This window comes from Olleya sp. NP1-10 (assembly GCF_055804415.1).
Genome location: NZ_CM147840.1, coordinates 3,299,088 through 3,315,889, shown reverse-complemented (window position 1 = coordinate 3,315,889; position 16,802 = coordinate 3,299,088). Strand labels below are relative to the sequence as shown.

General features: G+C 33.4%; 13 protein-coding genes and 2 pseudogenes. 7 read left to right on the top strand and 8 right to left on the bottom strand.

The window, feature by feature from the left end; all coding sequences use genetic code 11:
* Positions 1-36: 36 nt before the first annotated feature.
* From AC0L4B_RS15575 to uvrA, 3 genes and pseudogenes are all read right to left on the bottom strand, one after another.
* Entirely contained in the window at positions 37-1,227 is a 1,191-nt protein-coding gene (locus AC0L4B_RS15575; RefSeq protein WP_473437721.1) for a hypothetical protein, read from the bottom strand.
* Positions 1,228-1,312: 85 nt separating this feature from the next.
* Positions 1,313-2,002, bottom strand: a complete 690-nt coding sequence (locus AC0L4B_RS15570; protein ID WP_473437720.1) for an LOG family protein — start codon at positions 2,000-2,002, stop codon at positions 1,313-1,315.
* Positions 2,003-2,013: 11 nt separating this feature from the next.
* Positions 2,014-4,844, bottom strand: a pseudogene (uvrA, locus tag AC0L4B_RS15565) (excinuclease ABC subunit UvrA).
* 130 nt (positions 4,845-4,974) lie between these two features.
* Here uvrA and AC0L4B_RS15560 point away from each other — a divergent pair.
* Positions 4,975-5,499, top strand: coding sequence for a hypothetical protein (locus AC0L4B_RS15560; RefSeq protein ID WP_473437719.1), 525 nt, complete (start codon positions 4,975-4,977; stop codon positions 5,497-5,499).
* Positions 5,500-5,537: 38 nt separating this feature from the next.
* Here the strand turns inward: AC0L4B_RS15560 and AC0L4B_RS15555 are convergent, their stop codons facing one another.
* From AC0L4B_RS15555 to AC0L4B_RS15545, 3 genes are read right to left on the bottom strand one after another with little or no spacing between them, the layout of a single operon-like run.
* Positions 5,538-6,251: a hypothetical protein gene (locus tag AC0L4B_RS15555; RefSeq protein ID WP_473437718.1), complete on the bottom strand. Its 714-nt coding sequence runs from the start codon at positions 6,249-6,251 to the stop codon at positions 5,538-5,540.
* A gap of 47 nt (positions 6,252-6,298) precedes the next feature.
* Positions 6,299-7,978 (bottom strand): gamma-glutamyltransferase, encoded by a 1,680-nt coding sequence (gene ggt / locus AC0L4B_RS15550; RefSeq protein WP_473437717.1) that lies wholly within the window; start codon positions 7,976-7,978, stop codon positions 6,299-6,301.
* A 5-nt stretch (positions 7,979-7,983) separates the two neighbouring features.
* Positions 7,984-8,574: an acyl carrier protein phosphodiesterase gene (locus AC0L4B_RS15545; RefSeq protein WP_473437716.1), complete on the bottom strand. Its 591-nt coding sequence runs from the start codon at positions 8,572-8,574 to the stop codon at positions 7,984-7,986.
* 41 nt (positions 8,575-8,615) lie between these two features.
* Here AC0L4B_RS15545 and AC0L4B_RS15540 point away from each other — a divergent pair, with 41 nt between their 5' ends.
* The 3 genes and pseudogenes from AC0L4B_RS15540 to AC0L4B_RS15530 all read left to right on the top strand — a co-directional run bounded on the left by AC0L4B_RS15540 (position 8,616) and on the right by AC0L4B_RS15530 (position 12,594).
* Positions 8,616-9,683, top strand: coding sequence for an acyltransferase family protein (locus tag AC0L4B_RS15540; RefSeq protein ID WP_473437715.1), 1,068 nt, complete (start codon positions 8,616-8,618; stop codon positions 9,681-9,683).
* Positions 9,683-11,070: pseudogene (gene glmM / locus AC0L4B_RS15535) on the top strand (phosphoglucosamine mutase). Before AC0L4B_RS15540 ends, glmM begins: the two are co-directional and overlap by 1 nt.
* Before the next feature lie 24 nt (positions 11,071-11,094).
* On the top strand, positions 11,095-12,594 hold the full coding sequence (locus AC0L4B_RS15530; protein WP_473437714.1) for an aminotransferase class V-fold PLP-dependent enzyme: 1,500 nt from the start codon (positions 11,095-11,097) through the stop codon (positions 12,592-12,594).
* A gap of 67 nt (positions 12,595-12,661) precedes the next feature.
* On the opposite strand, the gene AC0L4B_RS15525 is transcribed toward AC0L4B_RS15530, so the two are convergent.
* Positions 12,662-13,369 (bottom strand): lysophospholipid acyltransferase family protein, encoded by a 708-nt coding sequence (locus tag AC0L4B_RS15525; RefSeq protein WP_473439454.1) that lies wholly within the window; start codon positions 13,367-13,369, stop codon positions 12,662-12,664.
* Positions 13,370-13,614: 245 nt separating this feature from the next.
* Here AC0L4B_RS15525 and AC0L4B_RS15520 point away from each other — a divergent pair, with 245 nt between their 5' ends.
* Positions 13,615-14,250, top strand: coding sequence for a rhomboid family intramembrane serine protease (locus tag AC0L4B_RS15520; RefSeq protein WP_473437713.1), 636 nt, complete (start codon positions 13,615-13,617; stop codon positions 14,248-14,250).
* Positions 14,251-14,266: 16 nt separating this feature from the next.
* Here the strand turns inward: AC0L4B_RS15520 and AC0L4B_RS15515 are convergent, their stop codons facing one another.
* Positions 14,267-14,686 carry a peroxiredoxin family protein gene (locus AC0L4B_RS15515; protein WP_473437712.1) on the bottom strand — a complete coding sequence of 140 codons (420 nt, stop codon included), beginning with the start codon at positions 14,684-14,686 and terminating at the stop codon, positions 14,267-14,269.
* 136 nt (positions 14,687-14,822) lie between these two features.
* Here AC0L4B_RS15515 and mnmE point away from each other — a divergent pair, with 136 nt between their 5' ends.
* Together mnmE and AC0L4B_RS15505 are read left to right on the top strand one after the other, a co-directional pair.
* Complete coding sequence (mnmE, locus tag AC0L4B_RS15510) at positions 14,823-16,214, top strand: tRNA uridine-5-carboxymethylaminomethyl(34) synthesis GTPase MnmE (protein ID WP_473437711.1); 1,392 nt, start codon at positions 14,823-14,825, stop codon at positions 16,212-16,214.
* A gap of 130 nt (positions 16,215-16,344) precedes the next feature.
* Complete coding sequence (locus AC0L4B_RS15505) at positions 16,345-16,797, top strand: helix-turn-helix domain-containing protein (RefSeq protein ID WP_473437710.1); 453 nt, start codon at positions 16,345-16,347, stop codon at positions 16,795-16,797.
* Positions 16,798-16,802 lie beyond the last annotated feature (5 nt).

The window sequence follows — 16,802 nt, the reverse complement described above, 5'->3', positions numbered from 1 at the left end:
AAAGTAAAAAACAAATTAATAAATAATGATTTAGCTTCAATGTATTTTTACAAACTTTAAGGGTTTAACAGCAATATTATCTAATGAAATATAATATATTCCTTGTGATAAATACGAAACATCTGTCAAAATAGTTTTGTTAGAAGATACAATAGTTTTTAATTTTTGACCTAAACTATTGTAAATGTGAATCTTGTGTTTTTTATTTTGTGTGTTATTTATTTTTAAAGCTAATGTATTATCAATTAGGTTGGTGCCAATAATTTCAAAAACAACAGGGTTTTTAGTAAATTCGGTCAGATTTAAAAAATTTTGATTGGTTTCAAAGTTTAAGGTAACAGGAAGGTGATCACTAAAATTATGAAGTGATTCTCTAATAGTGCTAGAAAATAATGTCCCAGAACAATCATTACTATTAATAGCGCTATTCCAACAATCTATATTATTGTTATTACCAAAAACTTGATAACTATTGGGTTGTACTTGTAAACCTGTGTTGTTACTTAATGAGGTACTTGTCATTATAAAATCAAACCTATCATCAAATCCACCCGTTGTTCCGCCTAAACCAGTTGCTGTTCTTGTAGATTGCGTAAATACATCTACATAATTACTATTATTATGCCAGCTTCCCATACGGTTTGCAGGATCTGTAAAAGTAATCGTGTTTGTTGGATTAATAAATTCTTGAAAAGCGGGTTCTGAATTGGTATACACATTAAAATCTCCAGCTAGTATAAAATAATCATCATCAGAAAAACCATCTAAATAAGCAGTTAAGTCTTGAGCCATTTGCAAGCGTAGTTGCTGGTTGTCTGTACCGCTAGAAGCTTTTAAATGACATACTATAACATTAAGAGTAATTGGGTTTGTATTTTGGTTTACAGTATTTAATTTTAAAGTATAATGGTTAAAATCTCTGTAAATGGTAGTGATTACAGTTTGGTTATCTAAAGTGAATTTTGAGCTATCAAAATAGATTAGATTTTGTAAGTCGTTTTGGTCGCTAATAGTGTCATCGCTTGTGTTTAAAACAAAATTAGCCATTTGGTAGTCTGGATTGATGCTTTGTTGCATCATGTTTAAAATTGAATTTGCGCCAGACTCATTATTAAGTTCGCAAACCATAAATAGATCAGGTTGATAGTCTGATAAAATAATATCTAACTCTGATAATCTTGAAGTAGAGGGTTCTTGAAGCGGGAAGTTTAATAGGTTGTAAAACATAGTTTTAAAGGTGTCTTGCCCGAAGACACCAGTAAAACTTAGTAATGTTATAATGAAAAAAGAGACTTTTTCATTGTTTGTGTGTTTAGAAATTAGGACTTAATCCATAATCTTTATAGAAACTGTCTAAAATATCTACAACTTCTTCAGCTGTATCCACTAAATGTATTAAATCTAAGTCACCATCGCTAATATTAGCAAACTTATCTAGTAAAGTAGATTTTACCCAATCCATTAATCCAGACCAAAAATCTGTTCCTACTAATATAATTGGAAACTTTTCAATTTTATTAGTTTGTATCAAGGTAATAGCTTCAAATAACTCGTCTAATGTCCCAAAACCTCCAGGCATTACAACAAAACCTTGACTGTATTTTACAAACATTACTTTTCTAACAAAAAAGTAGTCAAAATCTAAGCTTTTATCAGAATCAATATATGGATTATCATGTTGTTCAAACGGTAATTCGATATTTAATCCAACAGATGTACCTCCTGCTAAATGTGCACCTTTGTTACCAGCTTCCATAATACCAGGTCCACCACCTGTAATCACACCATAGCCAGCATCTACAATTTTTGAAGCTACATTTTCGGCTAGTTTATAGTATTTATGATCTGGTTTAGTACGTGCAGAACCAAAAATAGACACAGAAGGTCCTATGGCACTCATTTTTTCAAATCCGTTAACAAATTCTCCCATGATTTTAAAAATCGCCCAAGAATCGTTTGTTTTTTTCTCGTTCCAACCTTTTGGATGTTGTTCTTTTCTCATTTACTTTAATATTATTTTAATTCTTTTTTTAAAAATTTAGCTGTGTAGCTTTTTTTATGTTTTGCAACTTTTTCGGGTGTCCCTTCCACAATGACTTGACCACCACCTTTTCCGCCTTCATACCCAATATCTATAATATGGTCTACGGTTTTAATGACGTCTAAATTATGTTCAATAATCAATACCGTATTACCTTTATCTGCCAATTTGTTTAATACGATCATTAACACTCTGATATCTTCAAAATGTAAGCCTGTAGTAGGTTCGTCTAAGATATAAAAAGTATTCCCAGTATCACGTTTACTTAATTCGGTAGCCAATTTAATACGTTGTGCTTCACCACCAGACAGCGTTGTACTTTGTTGTCCTAAGGTAATGTATCCTAGCCCAACATCTTTGATGGTTTTAAGTTTTTTATGGATTTTAGGAATGTTTTCAAAAAAGTCAACTCCTTCATTTATAGTCATATCTAAAACATCACTAATACTTTTTCCTTTATATCTAATTTCAAGTGTTTCACGATTAAAACGTTTTCCTTGACAGGTTTCACACTCGACATATACATCAGGTAAAAAATTCATTTCAATAACACGTAAACCTCCACCTTTACAGGTTTCGCATCGTCCACCAGCCACATTAAAACTAAAACGTCCTGGTTTATAACCACGTATCATAGCTTCTGGTATCTTGGCAAAAAGGCTACGGATTTCGTCAAAAGTTTTGGTGTAAGTAGCAGGATTACTTCTTGGTGTGCGACCAATTGGAGATTGATTTATATCAATAACTTTATCTATATGCTCTAAACCTTTAATGCTTTTGTAAGGCATTGGTTTTTTAACACCATTAAAATAATGTGCATTTAAAATAGGGTAGAGGGTCTCATTAATTAAAGTAGATTTACCACTACCAGAAACACCTGTAACACCAATCATTTTTCCTAACGGAAATTTAACCGATACATTTTTTAAGTTATTACCTGTACAACCTTTTAGCTCTAAGACATGCCCATTACCTTCACGTCGCTTTTCAGGGATTTCAATTTCTTGTTTCCCATTAAGGTATTGCGCTGTTAATGTTTTTTCTTTTAAAAGCTGTTTAGGTGTCCCTTGACTAATAATTTCTCCACCATGTTTACCTGCTCTTGGACCTATGTCTATCACGTGATCTGCACGTTCTATCATGTCTTTATCATGCTCTACAACAATAACAGAGTTACCAATGTCACGTAAAGACACTAAGCTATTTATTAGCTTTTCGTTATCACGTTGGTGTAAACCTATACTTGGTTCGTCTAATATATAAAGGACACCAACCAACTGAGACCCAATTTGAGTGGCTAATCTAATGCGTTGTGCTTCTCCACCAGATAAAGATTTTGAGCTTCGGTTTAAGGATAAATAATCTAGTCCAACATCTAATAAAAACTGAAGTCTGGCATTAATTTCCTTTATAATTTCTTCAGCAATTTTAATTTGCTTCTTGGATAAAAATTCTGGTAATTGCTTAAACCAAATTGCTAAATCACTAATGTCTTGATTAGCTAGTTCGGCTATATTTTTACCGTTAACTTTAAAGTATAACGATTCTTTTTTAAGTCTTGCACCTTCACAAACAGGACAAGTCACTTTATCCATGTAATCTTTAGCCCAACGTTTTAAAGACGTTGACTCTGCATTTTTATATTGGCTTTCAATAAAATTAGCAACACCTTCAAAATCTATTTTATAATCTCTAGTAATGCCTAAGGTTTTACTTTCTACAGAGAATTTTTCATTACCACCAAACATAATGATTTGTTTGGCTTCTTTTGGTATGGATTTGTACGAATCTGTAAGTTTAAAATTATAACGTTCGGCAATCGTTTCAAACTGTTTAAAAATCCAACTCTTTTTTCTGGACCATGAGGTGCTAATGCACCAGCTTTAATGGATAATGAGTCGTCAGGTATGATTTTATTTTCGTTGACTTGGTACAATGTTCCAATACCATTGCAATTATCACAAGCTCCTTTTGGCGAGTTAAATGAAAAATTATTAGGTTCTGGATTTGGGTAAGAAATACCAGAACTTGGACACATTAAATTACGACTAAAATAACGTGCCTCTTGTGTGTCTTGATCAATAATCATTAACACATCATCACCATGATACATAGCAGTATTAATGGTTTCGGTTAAGCGTTTATCATTATCTACACCATCATCAATTTTTAATCTGTCAATTACAATTTCAATATCATGCGTCTTGTAACGATCTAGTTTCATGCCTTTCACTAAATCCTTAATCTCACCATCGGTACGTACTTTTACAAAGCCTTGTTTAGCAATTTGCTCAAATAACTCGCGATAATGTCCTTTTCTGGATCTAATTACAGGAGCTAATATATTAATGCGCTTGCCTTTATAACTTTCGGTAATTAATTGTTTGATTTGATCATCACTATAACTTACCATTTTATCTCCAGTATTATAGCTGTAGGCATCACTACCTCTGGCATATAATAGACGTAAAAAGTCATAAATTTCAGTAATAGTACCAACTGTAGATCTTGGTGATTTGCTAGTCGTTTTTTGCTCAATAGCAATAACAGGAGATAAACCATCAATTTTGTCTACATCAGGACGTTCTAATCCACCTAAAAATTGTCTTGCATAAGCCGAAAACGTTTCGATATAACGACGTTGTCCTTCGGCATAAATGGTATCAAATGCTAATGATGATTTACCACTACCTGATAAACCAGTAATAACCACTAGTTTTTCACGCGGAATGGTAACGTCAATATTTTTAAGGTTATGTGCTCTAGCACCTTTAACCTCAATGTTTTCTTCAAAATTTTTCATAGCATTTTTAAGCTTTATCCAGAGATAGACAAGATAGCAAAGATACGCATTTTGTAATTCTTTTTAAAAACGATGTTTGTTAGGATTTTATTAATTATTGTTATTTTTGAAAGGACTAAACATCATAAAAATGGAAATATTAGGAATAGGGTCTAGAATTAATCATCCCGAACATGGTAAAGGCGTTGTCACTAACATCGATAGCAAACACTATTGGGTGACTTTTATTGAAAATGGATTAGAAACCATAGCATTAGATGATACTTTTGAAATCATCGAAACGACTAAAAACGAAGTAGATACGGTTAGTTTTTTTGATATTGAAAGTAGTTTGGTAAAGATTTTAAAATCTTATAGCGATGTCTCGGAAATAGTGCCAATTGGCGATAAGTGGAAAGGCGGAATGTTAGAGTTAAAGCCAGCAGACAGCAATTTAAAAAGTAAAGAAATTAAAATAGACGATTTTTTTAAGAAAATAACCATGGTCAGAGATAGACTTAGGGTTATGGAACAAAAGGTTAACTCTAGTAACTTAGAGTCACAAGAAAAAGTGGATTTACAACAGTATATTACACGTATCTACGGAAGCTTAACCACATTTAATGTATTGTTTAAGTCCAAAGAACAACATTTTGTAGGCCAAAAAGGAAAGTGAAAATTAGACAACTAAAATACCAGTAAATAACCTTTTGTTTATTTACTGGTTTTAATATTATCTAATTCGATTCCTAAAAATAACAATTTATGATGTGTCGGTAATTGTGCTCCTGTACTTGTAGTTTTCCAACTATCCCATGACGCTTCCAAGCCTCCAATAGGTAATATGTCAACCCACATTTTAAATGTAGTAGGTTTATAATCTTGATCTAAAATCCATAAATAAGAATCTCCTGGTGTACTTCCGCCTTGATTATAAGTGACTAATAAGGCATCTCTACCATTGTGTTTAACTATGCTTCGTGATACACCTTTGTCTAAGACTTTGTAAGGAGCAACCAACCAAAACGAATCATTATTAAAATAATCTGTTGCAGTTTTGATTAGGTCTGCATTGTTAGCCTTTTCCACTTTAAGTTTATCTATGTAAACCTCACTTGTATTTGGATTGTTAAGATTTAAAATGACTTTGTAGTTTTTCCAACTCACTTCACAAGTGTTTTCTTTTTTGTTCCATTTGTAATGGTGTCTATTTTTAAAAGTCCATTCTATGATACTAGTTGCCTCATATGCTGACGAGTTTAATGCGATTAACATTTTATGAGCTAATATTTCTGCTTTTTCAGGTTGTGAGCCTACAGGTAATTCTTCGTTATATTTAAAATATAAAAATCCAAAAAACAGAAGACTTGGTAGTGTGATAAATATAATTACTCCAGCGACTATTTTTAATATTTTTTTTGGTTTCATAAATTTAAGCAATTATTTTTTTGTAAAAATAGTATTAATAAATGGGTTTAAAACCCAAAAGCGGTGTCATCACCACGTTTATCTGCTCCAGCTTCTAATTGTCCATTGTCTAGTATTAAAACGCCATCTACTTTTCCTATAACATCAGCATTTTCTTCGTTTATAATGTAGCCTTTTGCTTTTAATTGCTCAATTAATTGTTTAGAAAACGAATCAGGTTCCATTCTTATAGTATCTGGTAACCATTGGTGATGGAATCTTGGTGCATCTACAGCGTCTTGCATAGTCATACCAAATTCATGTACATTTAAAATAGTTTGCATCACAGAGGTAATTATTGTGGATCCACCAGGCGTACCTAAAGTCATATACAGTTGGTCGTTTTTTTCAACAATAGTTGGTGTCATAGAGCTTAGCATGCGTTTTTCTGGTAAAATGGCATTGGCTTCCGCTCCAATTAATCCATACACGTTTGGCACACCAGGTTTACTTGAAAAATCATCCATTTCGTTGTTAAAAAAGAATCCTAATTCTTGACTATATAATTTAGATCCGTAGCCTGAGTTTAATGTTGTGGTTACTGCAATAGCATTACCAAATTGATCAACAATAGAGTAGTGTGTGGTTTCGTCACTTTCAATAATTTGTACTTCGCCATGAGATACAGTACTTGAAGGAGTGGCAGCGTCAAAACTAAAATTAGACATTCTACTTTTAATATAACGCTCACTAATTAGTTGGTCTTGAGGTATCGTTACAAAATCAGGATCTCCTAGATAATAACTTCTGTCTGCATACGCACGACGTTCAGCTTCAGTTATAACCTGAATGGCTTTAAGCGAATTATGACCAAATTCATCTAAATTATAATCTTCAATCTGAAGCATGATTTGAGCTAAGCAAATCCCACCACTAGAAGGCGGAGACATAGATATAATATTAAGATTGTCATACTCAAAAGTAATTGGTTGTCTCCATTGGGCTTCATAGCTTGCTAGGTCGTCCGTAGTAATAATGCCTCCATTTTTTTGAATAAAATCTGATATGTTTTTAGCTGTTTCCCCTTTATAAAATTCATCACGTCCATTTTGCATTATCGCTTTAAGTGTTTTAGCTAGTTTAGGTTGTTTTATGGTATCATTAGCTTTCCAAGGTTTACTAAATAAAATAGGTGTTTTATTAACTTCTAAAAAGGCTAGGCGTTTCTCGTCTAAGACTGCTTGGTCTTTTTCTGTTAATACATAGCCATTATTAGCTAAATCTATTACAGGTTGCATGATGGTTTGTATTGGAAGTGATCCAAATCTGTCATGTACCTCAAATAAGCCTGCTATTGTACCAGGTATTCCAACTGCTAAAGCTCCTTTAGTACTTAAACCAGGTATGACATTGCCTAAACTATCCAAATACATGTCTTTGGTGGCTAGTTTAGACGCTTTTTCACGATAGTCTAAAGCACCAATGCTTCCGTCTTTTAAACGATACACCATAAAACCACCACCACCAATATTACCAGCATATGGGTAACAAACAGCCAAAGCTAAATCTGTAGCAACCATAGCGTCAAAAACATTTCCACCTTGTTTTAAAATGGCTGTTCCAATTTTAGACGCTTCTGCTTTAGCAGAAACCACCATAGCATGATCTGTTATTAATCCGCGTTTTTTATTGTTTTGACAGCTAAAGATTAAGCTAGAAAACAGGATGACGATTAGTAGTTTTTTCATTAGTATTAGGATTGTAATTGGGCTAAGGTTTGATTTGAAAAAGCAATTAATTCGTCAAAAAAACTAGTAAATTCAGCTTCAAATTCATTGTAAAATTCTTCTAACTCATTTACGGCTAAATTCATTTTAGATCTGTTTTTAGTGCGTTTATTCATCCCTTCTAAGACTTTTCCAATACCTTCAATTGACGCATAACTTAGTAGCCAATTATCGGCTAACATGTAAGGCATCATTTTTTGTATGCGTTGCGGTAAAATTTCAAAGTTGTCTTCTAAGGTTTGATAAAAATCATCAATATAATTAGCTAACGGAATGTCAGAATATTTTGACCAATTTTTGGCTAAATAATGATCGTATAATATATCTACAATCACACCAGAATAATGTCCGTAATTTTTGTGAAGGCGCTTAGTACTTTTCCTTACCGTAGGATGCGCATCGGTAAAGGTGTCTATTTGAAGATGTAATTGTATCCCTATTTGGATTTGGTCATCAAAATCATCATATTTGTTACCTTTGATGCCATCAGCAATAAAGTTGCCAATGGTTATTTTTTTGTTCTCTCCGGAAAGATATATATGTGCAAGAAAATTCATCTTATAAATATATATAAATTTAGTCTGTAAACTTTTAAAATTTGATACGATTACCCAATTTAGATGTGTTACGTTTTGTACTAGTCAGTATGGTGGTATTTTTTCATTTACCTCAATTATGTAAAAATCAGGGACTTCCGTACTTTATGGATGCGCCTATCTTTAATCGTGGTGTAGAGGCTGTTTATATGTTTTTTGTATTAAGTGGTTTTTTAATTATTAAAATAATTTATGACAAAAAGCAAAAAGGGACATTTTCTATCAAAAAGTTTTATGCTAGGCGTGTATTAAGGATTTTTCCACTGTATTATTTAGTCATGATTTTTGGATATATTTTTTATTGGTTGATTTTACCAAAATTAGGGGTTGCTTTCAATAACGATTACTCGCTTACAAAAAGTGTTTTGTTAACCACTTTTTTTATGCCTAATATTAGTGCAAAGCTGTATATGCCAGGAGGTATTTTAGAGGTGTTATGGTCTATTGGTATTGAGGAACAGTTTTATATTTTAGTAGCACCAATATTATGTTTGGTCAATAAAAAAAGATTATTACAACTATTAATAATAATAACAGTAGTGTACTTTGTTGTATTTCATATTGATGATTTTAGTGTGTTTAAAAAGTACAATATGGTGTTTTTCTTTATGTTTTTTGGTGGTATAATGGCTATTTTAGAAGAGCAAAAAAAATTAGAGTTTTTAAAATATACAGCCTTAATACCTCTCACGATTTTTACATTAACAGTATTGTATTTTACAACAACCGCTTTACATGGTATTGAAGGCGTTTGGTTTAACCTAGTATCCATGGTTTTATTTGGGTTGTTTGTGCATACTTTAGCTCATAATAACAAAGGCATACAAATAAAAAATAAAGCCTTAAATTATTTGGGGCAGATATCTTACGGATTATATATGTACAATGTTATTGCATTATACATTGTAGTTTACTTATTTTTGGAATTGCAAAAAATAATAAAGATTAACGCGACTTTAATGATCGTATTAATTCATTTATTGACCTTTGCATTAACATTTGTAATAGCCCATTTATCGTATAAATATTTTGAAGGCTATTTTTTAAAACTTAAAAACAAATTTAGATAATGACACTTATAAAATCTATATCAGGAATTAGAGGAACCATTGGCGGAACCGTTGGAGATAACCTTACACCAATTGATGCAGTAAAATTTGCATCTGCTTACGGGACGTGGTTAAAACAACAACGTAATAAAACAGACTATAAAGTTGTGGTGGGTCGTGATGCACGTTTGTCAGGAGATATGATTCAAAATTTAGTCATGAATACCTTAGTCGGATTAGGTATTAACGTGGTGGATTTAAATTTATCGACCACACCTACAGTAGAGATCGCTGTGCCAATGGAGCATGCAGATGGAGGAATTATCCTAACTGCAAGTCATAATCCTAAACAATGGAATGCCTTAAAATTGCTTAATGCTAAAGGTGAATTTTTAGATGGCGCAGAAGGACAAAAAATATTAGAAATTGCAGAATCTGATAGCATGTCATTTGCAGCAGTTGATGATTTAGGAAAAATCACTAAAAACGATGCTTATATAGATATTCATATAGATGAAGTTTTAGAGCTTGAATACGTTAATCAAAAAGCTATTGAAGCAGCTAATTTTAAAGTTGTAGTCGATGGGGTTAATAGTACAGGAGGTATTGCAATTCCTTTATTGTTAGAGCGTTTAGGTGTAGAGGCTGTTAAATTGTATTGCGATCCAACAGGTCATTTCCCGCATAATCCAGAGCCTTTAAAAGAGCATTTAGGCGATTTGTCAAACGAGGTTAAAAAACATAATGCCGATTTTGGTATTGTGGTAGATCCTGATGTTGATCGTTTAGCATTTATGGATGAAAACGGAGACATGTTTGGTGAAGAATACACACTTGTTGCTTGTGCAGACTGGGTATTGAGTCAAAATCCTGGAAATACTGTCAGTAATATGAGCTCTACAAGAGCACTACGTGATGTGACCGAAAAACATGGCGGAACTTATGAAGCGTCTGCAGTTGGAGAGGTAAATGTCGTTACTTTAATGAAAAAAATAAGGCAGTTATTGGAGGAGAAGGTAATGGAGGTATCATTTATCCAGAGTCTCATTATGGTCGTGATGCGTTAGTAGGTGTGGCTTTATTTTTAAGTTTACTTGCCGAAAGACAATTAAGTGTTAGTGCATTACGTAAAACGTATACAAGCTATTTTATGAGTAAAAAGAAAATACAATTAACGCCAAGCCTTGATGTTGATGCTATTTTAAAAGCTATGGAAGACAAATACAGCAACGAAAACTTAACCACTATTGATGGGGTTAAAATAGATTTTGCTGAAAGTTGGGCACATTTACGTAAAAGTAATACCGAGCCTATTATTAGAATTTATACGGAAGCTAAAAGCCAAACTGAAGCAGATAATTTAGCAGATAAAATTATTGCCGAAATCAAACAAATCGCAAATATTTAGTATATTAACTGTAAATCATTGGTTATGCATCATACAAACATACATAGAACAGAAACCTCTAAATTAGAAACGTATTTCTCTCAGTTTAGACAGCACATAGTTGGTATACATCAAGAATTTGAATCGCCTTACGGAAATCAAAAAATGGTGTATACCGATTGGACTGCTTCGGGACGTTTGTACAGACCCATTGAAGATAAATTACTAAATCAATTTGGTCCTTTTGTAGCTAATACACATACCGAGACTACAGTATCAGGTACAGCCATGACTAATGCTTATCATAAAGCAAGACAAATTATAAAAGGGCACGTTAATGCTAATGCAGACGATGTTTTAATTGTTGCTGGTAACGGTATGACTAGTGTAGTCAATAAATTTCAGCGTATTTTAGGAATTAAAATACCGGAAAACATACAAAAGTATACCACTATTCCAGACGCTATAAGACCTGTGGTTTTTGTATCACATATGGAGCATCATTCTAATCATACCTCTTGGTTAGAGACCATTGCTAAAGTAGAAGTTATTCCTGCTGGTGACGACGGTTTATTTAGTTTAAAAAATTTAGAAACTCTTTTAGAAAAACATAAAGAGTGCCCTTTAAAAATAGCATCAGTTATTGGAGGTAGTAATGTTACAGGTATACAAACCCCTTACCATCAAATTGCAAAATTAATGCATGCAAATGGAGGTGTGTGTTTTGTTGATTTTGCCTGTTCTGCACCTTATGTAGATATAAACATGCATCCAGACCATCCAGACGAAGCTTTAGATGCCGTTTTCTTTTCGCCTCACAAGTTTTTAGGAGGACCTGGTACTTCTGGTGTGTTAGTATTTAATAAAAAGTTATACAAAAACATGATACCAGATTGTCCTGGAGGTGGTACAGTAAGCTGGACTAACCCTTGGGGAGAACACAAGTATATTGACAATATTGAAGATCGTGAAGATGGTGGTACACCAGGTTTTTTACAAACCATAAAAACAGCCTTGTCCATCAAGCTTAAAGAGCAAATGGGTGTTAAAAACATGTTAGATCGTGAGCATGAGTTATTGCATCAAATATTTACAAATTTAGACGGTGTGGATAATCTGCATATTTTAGCAGGAGATCACAAAGACCGTTTAGGTGTGGTCTCATTTTATATAGATAATTTACACTTTAATTTAGGGGTTAAATTGCTTAATGATAAGTTTGGGATACAAACACGTGGTGGTTGTAGTTGTGCTGGTACTTATGGTCATTATTTATTACACGTAGACCAACAACAGTCGCATGATTTGGTTAACGAGATTTCGTTAGGGGATTTAATCCGTAAACCAGGTTGGATCCGTTTATCGGTTCATCCAACAACGACGTGCAATGAAGTTGATTATGTTTGCGAAAGCTTGATTGCTTTAGCCAAAAATCATGAAGAATGGGCTAAGGACTATGAGTATAACAAAGCAAACAACGAGTTTATACACAAAAGTTTTATACCCAAAAACGATGTTAGAGTTAGTGATTGGTTCGAGTTGTAAAACGTTAAGCGTTTTTCACTTTTAAACACATAAAAAAGCCCTTTATATTTAATAAAGGGCTTTTGTTTTACTTGAAATCTTCTGGAGACTTATCCCGATGTTTCCAACGTTTATGCGTCCATAAGTAATATTGTGGTGCGGCTTCAATTTGTTGTTCTACTAACTTAAAAAAGGCATCAGTAATCTCGTAATCTTTATAGTCGTTTGGGTGTTCTGCAATGGTTTTAAAGGTTGTTTCGTAAAACCCTCTTTTAACACGTTTTACAGCAAAAAACACCACAGACATGTCTAATCTTTTAGCTAATAATTCGGCACCTGTATGTGCAGGCACATGTATGCCCATAAAATCTAGCCAATGGTGTGCTTTCCAAGGTTTAGGACTTTGATCAGACACAAATCCATTAATGGTTAATTCGCCTTTATTTTTAGCCTCTTGTAAGGTGTCAAAGGTGTCTTTAGTAGTAATTAAATACGAGTTGTATTTGGCTCTGATGCGTTTGACTAACCTGTCAAAATATTTGTTTTCTAACCTTTTGTAAACCGCATATCCTTTGCTGCTAACATGATTTTGTAAAATAAAAATCCATTCCCAACTCCCATAGTGTGCACACATTAGCACAATGCTTCGGTTGTTGTTTTCATGTTTATGGATTTCTTCTATGTTAGGAAACGTCATGCGCTTCATCATTTGTTTTTCACTAATGGTTAAAGACTTAATAGCTTCAACCACCATATCACATAAATGATGGTAGAATTTTTTTCGGATACTTACAATTTCATCTTCAGATTTATTAGGGAAAACGAGGTGTAAATTCTCTTTAACAGTTTTTTTCTGTATCCAATAATGTAGTAGATTAAAAAATACAATCCATCAGAAAAAGCATACAATAGCCTAAACGGAAGTATTGATATTAACCATAAAAAGGGATAAATTAAAATATAGGCTAAAAGTTGCATGAATACTTATTAATTTTGCTATTGCAAATATATGCTATATTTGATTTAAACTTAATCTAGACCATGGGTAATTTTAATATTATAACAATTATAATCATAGCTGCAAATGTGATTATCTCTTATAAGGGATTTGAAGATCGTTTGTTTTTTGAAAAGTATAAATTTAACGTTGGCGCTATAAAAAGAGGCGAGCAATTTAGGGTGTTTAGTTCAGGCTTTTTACATGTTAATCCGCAGCACCTATTATTTAACATGATAACGTTATACTTTTTTGCATGGTTGGTTATTGCAAGGGTAGGAGAGACTAAGTTTATTGTTATCTACTTAGTTAGCTTGGTAGCAGGTAGCTTACTGTCTTTGGTTTTTAATAAAGACAATTACCATTATAGTGCAGTTGGAGCCAGTGGTGCAGTTATGGGTATTATTTATTCTGCTATTTTATTTGATCCATGGATGGAAATTAATTTTATAATTCCAGGTTGGGTGTTTGGTATTGGGTATTTGCTATATTCTATCTACGGAATGAAAAAACAAATTGGTAACATTGGTCACGATGCACATTTTGGTGGTGCAGTTGGTGGCTATGTAACAACACTAATAATAGCTCCTTGGTTATTAAAAACAGATTTAACAATGGTATTGGTTTTAGCCATACCCATTGTTGTACTGTATGTCATGCAAAAAACAGGAAAGATTTAGTGATCTAAGATTTCTGCTACCTTTTTTCTAAAGCTTTACCACGTAAATTTTTAGCAATAATTTTACCTTCTCCATCTAAAATATAGGTTGCAGGTATGGCGCGCACACCATAAGTCGCTGCAATAGGCTCTTGCCAACCTTGAAGATTAGATAAATGCTTCCAAGTCAATTTATCTTGTGCTATGGCATTTATCCAACGTTGTTTATGACCTTGTTTGTCTAAAGAGATACCCACTATTTCTAAACCTTTACTGTGGTATTTATTATACATTTTTACCACGTTAGGGTTTTCACGTCTACAAGGTCCACACCAGCTAGCCCAAAAATCTAATATAATTAAATCGGCTTTAATATCGTTAAGCGATAGGGCTTTGCCTTCTGGCGTTTGTGCAGTAAAAGTAGGAGCATAATCCCCAATTTTAGTACCATAAACCATAGGTTTTTTTGTTCTTGTACACAAGACAAACTAAAAGTAGCAACTAATAAAAGTAATATATAATGTTTCATGATAATTAGTGTTTCTCACAAATATAAAATATAAAAATTGATTTTTTTATGTCTATTTTTGCAATATGATTTATAACGACACCATTGTAGCATTAGCAACCGCTTCTGGAGCAGGAGCAGTAGCCATTATTAGATTATCAGGTAAAGACGCTATAGCTATTGCAGATAGTTGTTTTAAATCCGTTAAAAGCAATAAAAAGCTTACAAAACAAAACACACATACCATCCATTTAGGTCATATTATGGATGATAAACGTACCATTGATCAAGTCTTGGTATCGGTATTTAAAAACCCCAACTCTTATACAGGTGAAGATGTAGTTGAGGTGTCTTGTCATGGCTCGGTGTATATTCAGCAAGAAATCATACAATTGTTTTTAAGACAGGGGTGTCGCATGGCAAATGCTGGCGAGTTCACCTTACGTGCGTTTTTAAACGGAAAACTAGATTTAAGCCAAGCCGAAGCGGTTGCAGATTTAATATCTAGTGACAACGAGGCGTCACACCAAATTGCTATGCAACAAATGCGTGGTGGCTTTTCTAGCGAGATTGCTAAACTAAGAGCAGAATTAATGAATTTTGCCTCGTTAATCGAGTTAGAATTAGATTTTGCAGAAGAGGACGTAGAGTTTGCAGACCGCAAACAATTTAAGGATCTAGTCGAAAAAATTACTTTTGTCTTAAAACGATTAATAGACAGTTTTGCGGTTGGTAATGTGATTAAAAACGGAATTCCGGTAGCTATCGTAGGAGAACCTAACGTTGGTAAATCTACATTATTAAATGCCTTGTTAAACGAAGAGCGTGCTATTGTTAGTGATATTGCAGGAACCACTCGTGATACTATTGAAGACGAGTTGGTGATTGAAGGGATAGGGTTTAGATTTATTGATACCGCAGGAATTAGAGAAACTGAGGATGTGGTTGAAAGTATAGGGATTAAAAAAACTTTCCAGAAAATGGAGCAAGCCCAAGTGGTCGTGTTATTATTTTCTGCTGAAGAATTTAAAACTGAAAGTCAACGTCTAACCGTTGAAATAGAAAAAATTAAAAATAAGTTTCCGTTAAAGCCATTAGTCATTATCGCTAATAAAATAGATACCTTAATTCCAACCGAAGTTGAGGCTTTACAAGCTCAGTTTGATGGCGTTCATCTGTTATCGGCTAAAACGGGTCAAGGGGTAGAGGCGCTTAAAACTAAATTAATAGGTTTTGTCAATACAGGCGCTTTGCGTAATAACGAAACTATCGTGACCAACACCAGACATTACGACTCGTTACTAAAAGCCTTTGAAGAGATCCAAAAAGTAAAAGCAGGTCTAGAAATGGGACTGTCTGGAGACCTTATGGCTATAGATATCCGACAAGCGTTGTACCATTTTGGCGAAATTACTGGTGAGATCACAAGTGATGATTTACTAGGTAATATATTTGCTAACTTCTGTATTGGAAAGTAACTTACTTTCTTTTATTTGTTAATACCTTGTTATTGTTGGCTTTATAGTATTTTATCTTCTTTTATTTGTTGTTTATTTGCTCTTTTTTGATTAAATTTGTTGTATATCTGTTGCCTAAAATATAGAATTGTTGCCCATTTCTGTTGGCGAAGATATTGGCGAAATGATGCACCATAACGCACCACGTTGCACCATTACGCTACATAAAGCACCATTTATGAGCAGTAATTTATTCATTCCTAAAACTTGTAAGCATTGCGGTAATGCATTTACAGCACGTACAACAGTTACTAAATACTGTGGTGATACTTGTGCAAAAAGAGCCTATAAGGCACGCAAACGTAAAGAAAAAATTCAAGCTACTCTTACTGAAGATATGCAACAGCAAAAACAAGTTGTTGAGGTTCATAATCCTAATGCAGTAAATAACAAGGATTTTTTAAGTGTTACAGAAGCCTCACAGCTTATTGGTGTGAGTAGATGGACCATTCAAAGAATGATTCAACAAGGACGTTTAAAAGCAGTTCCTTTTGGTAGAAAGCGTATTGTGGCCAGATGGCAAATAGAAAACCTTTTTAATTAATTCCA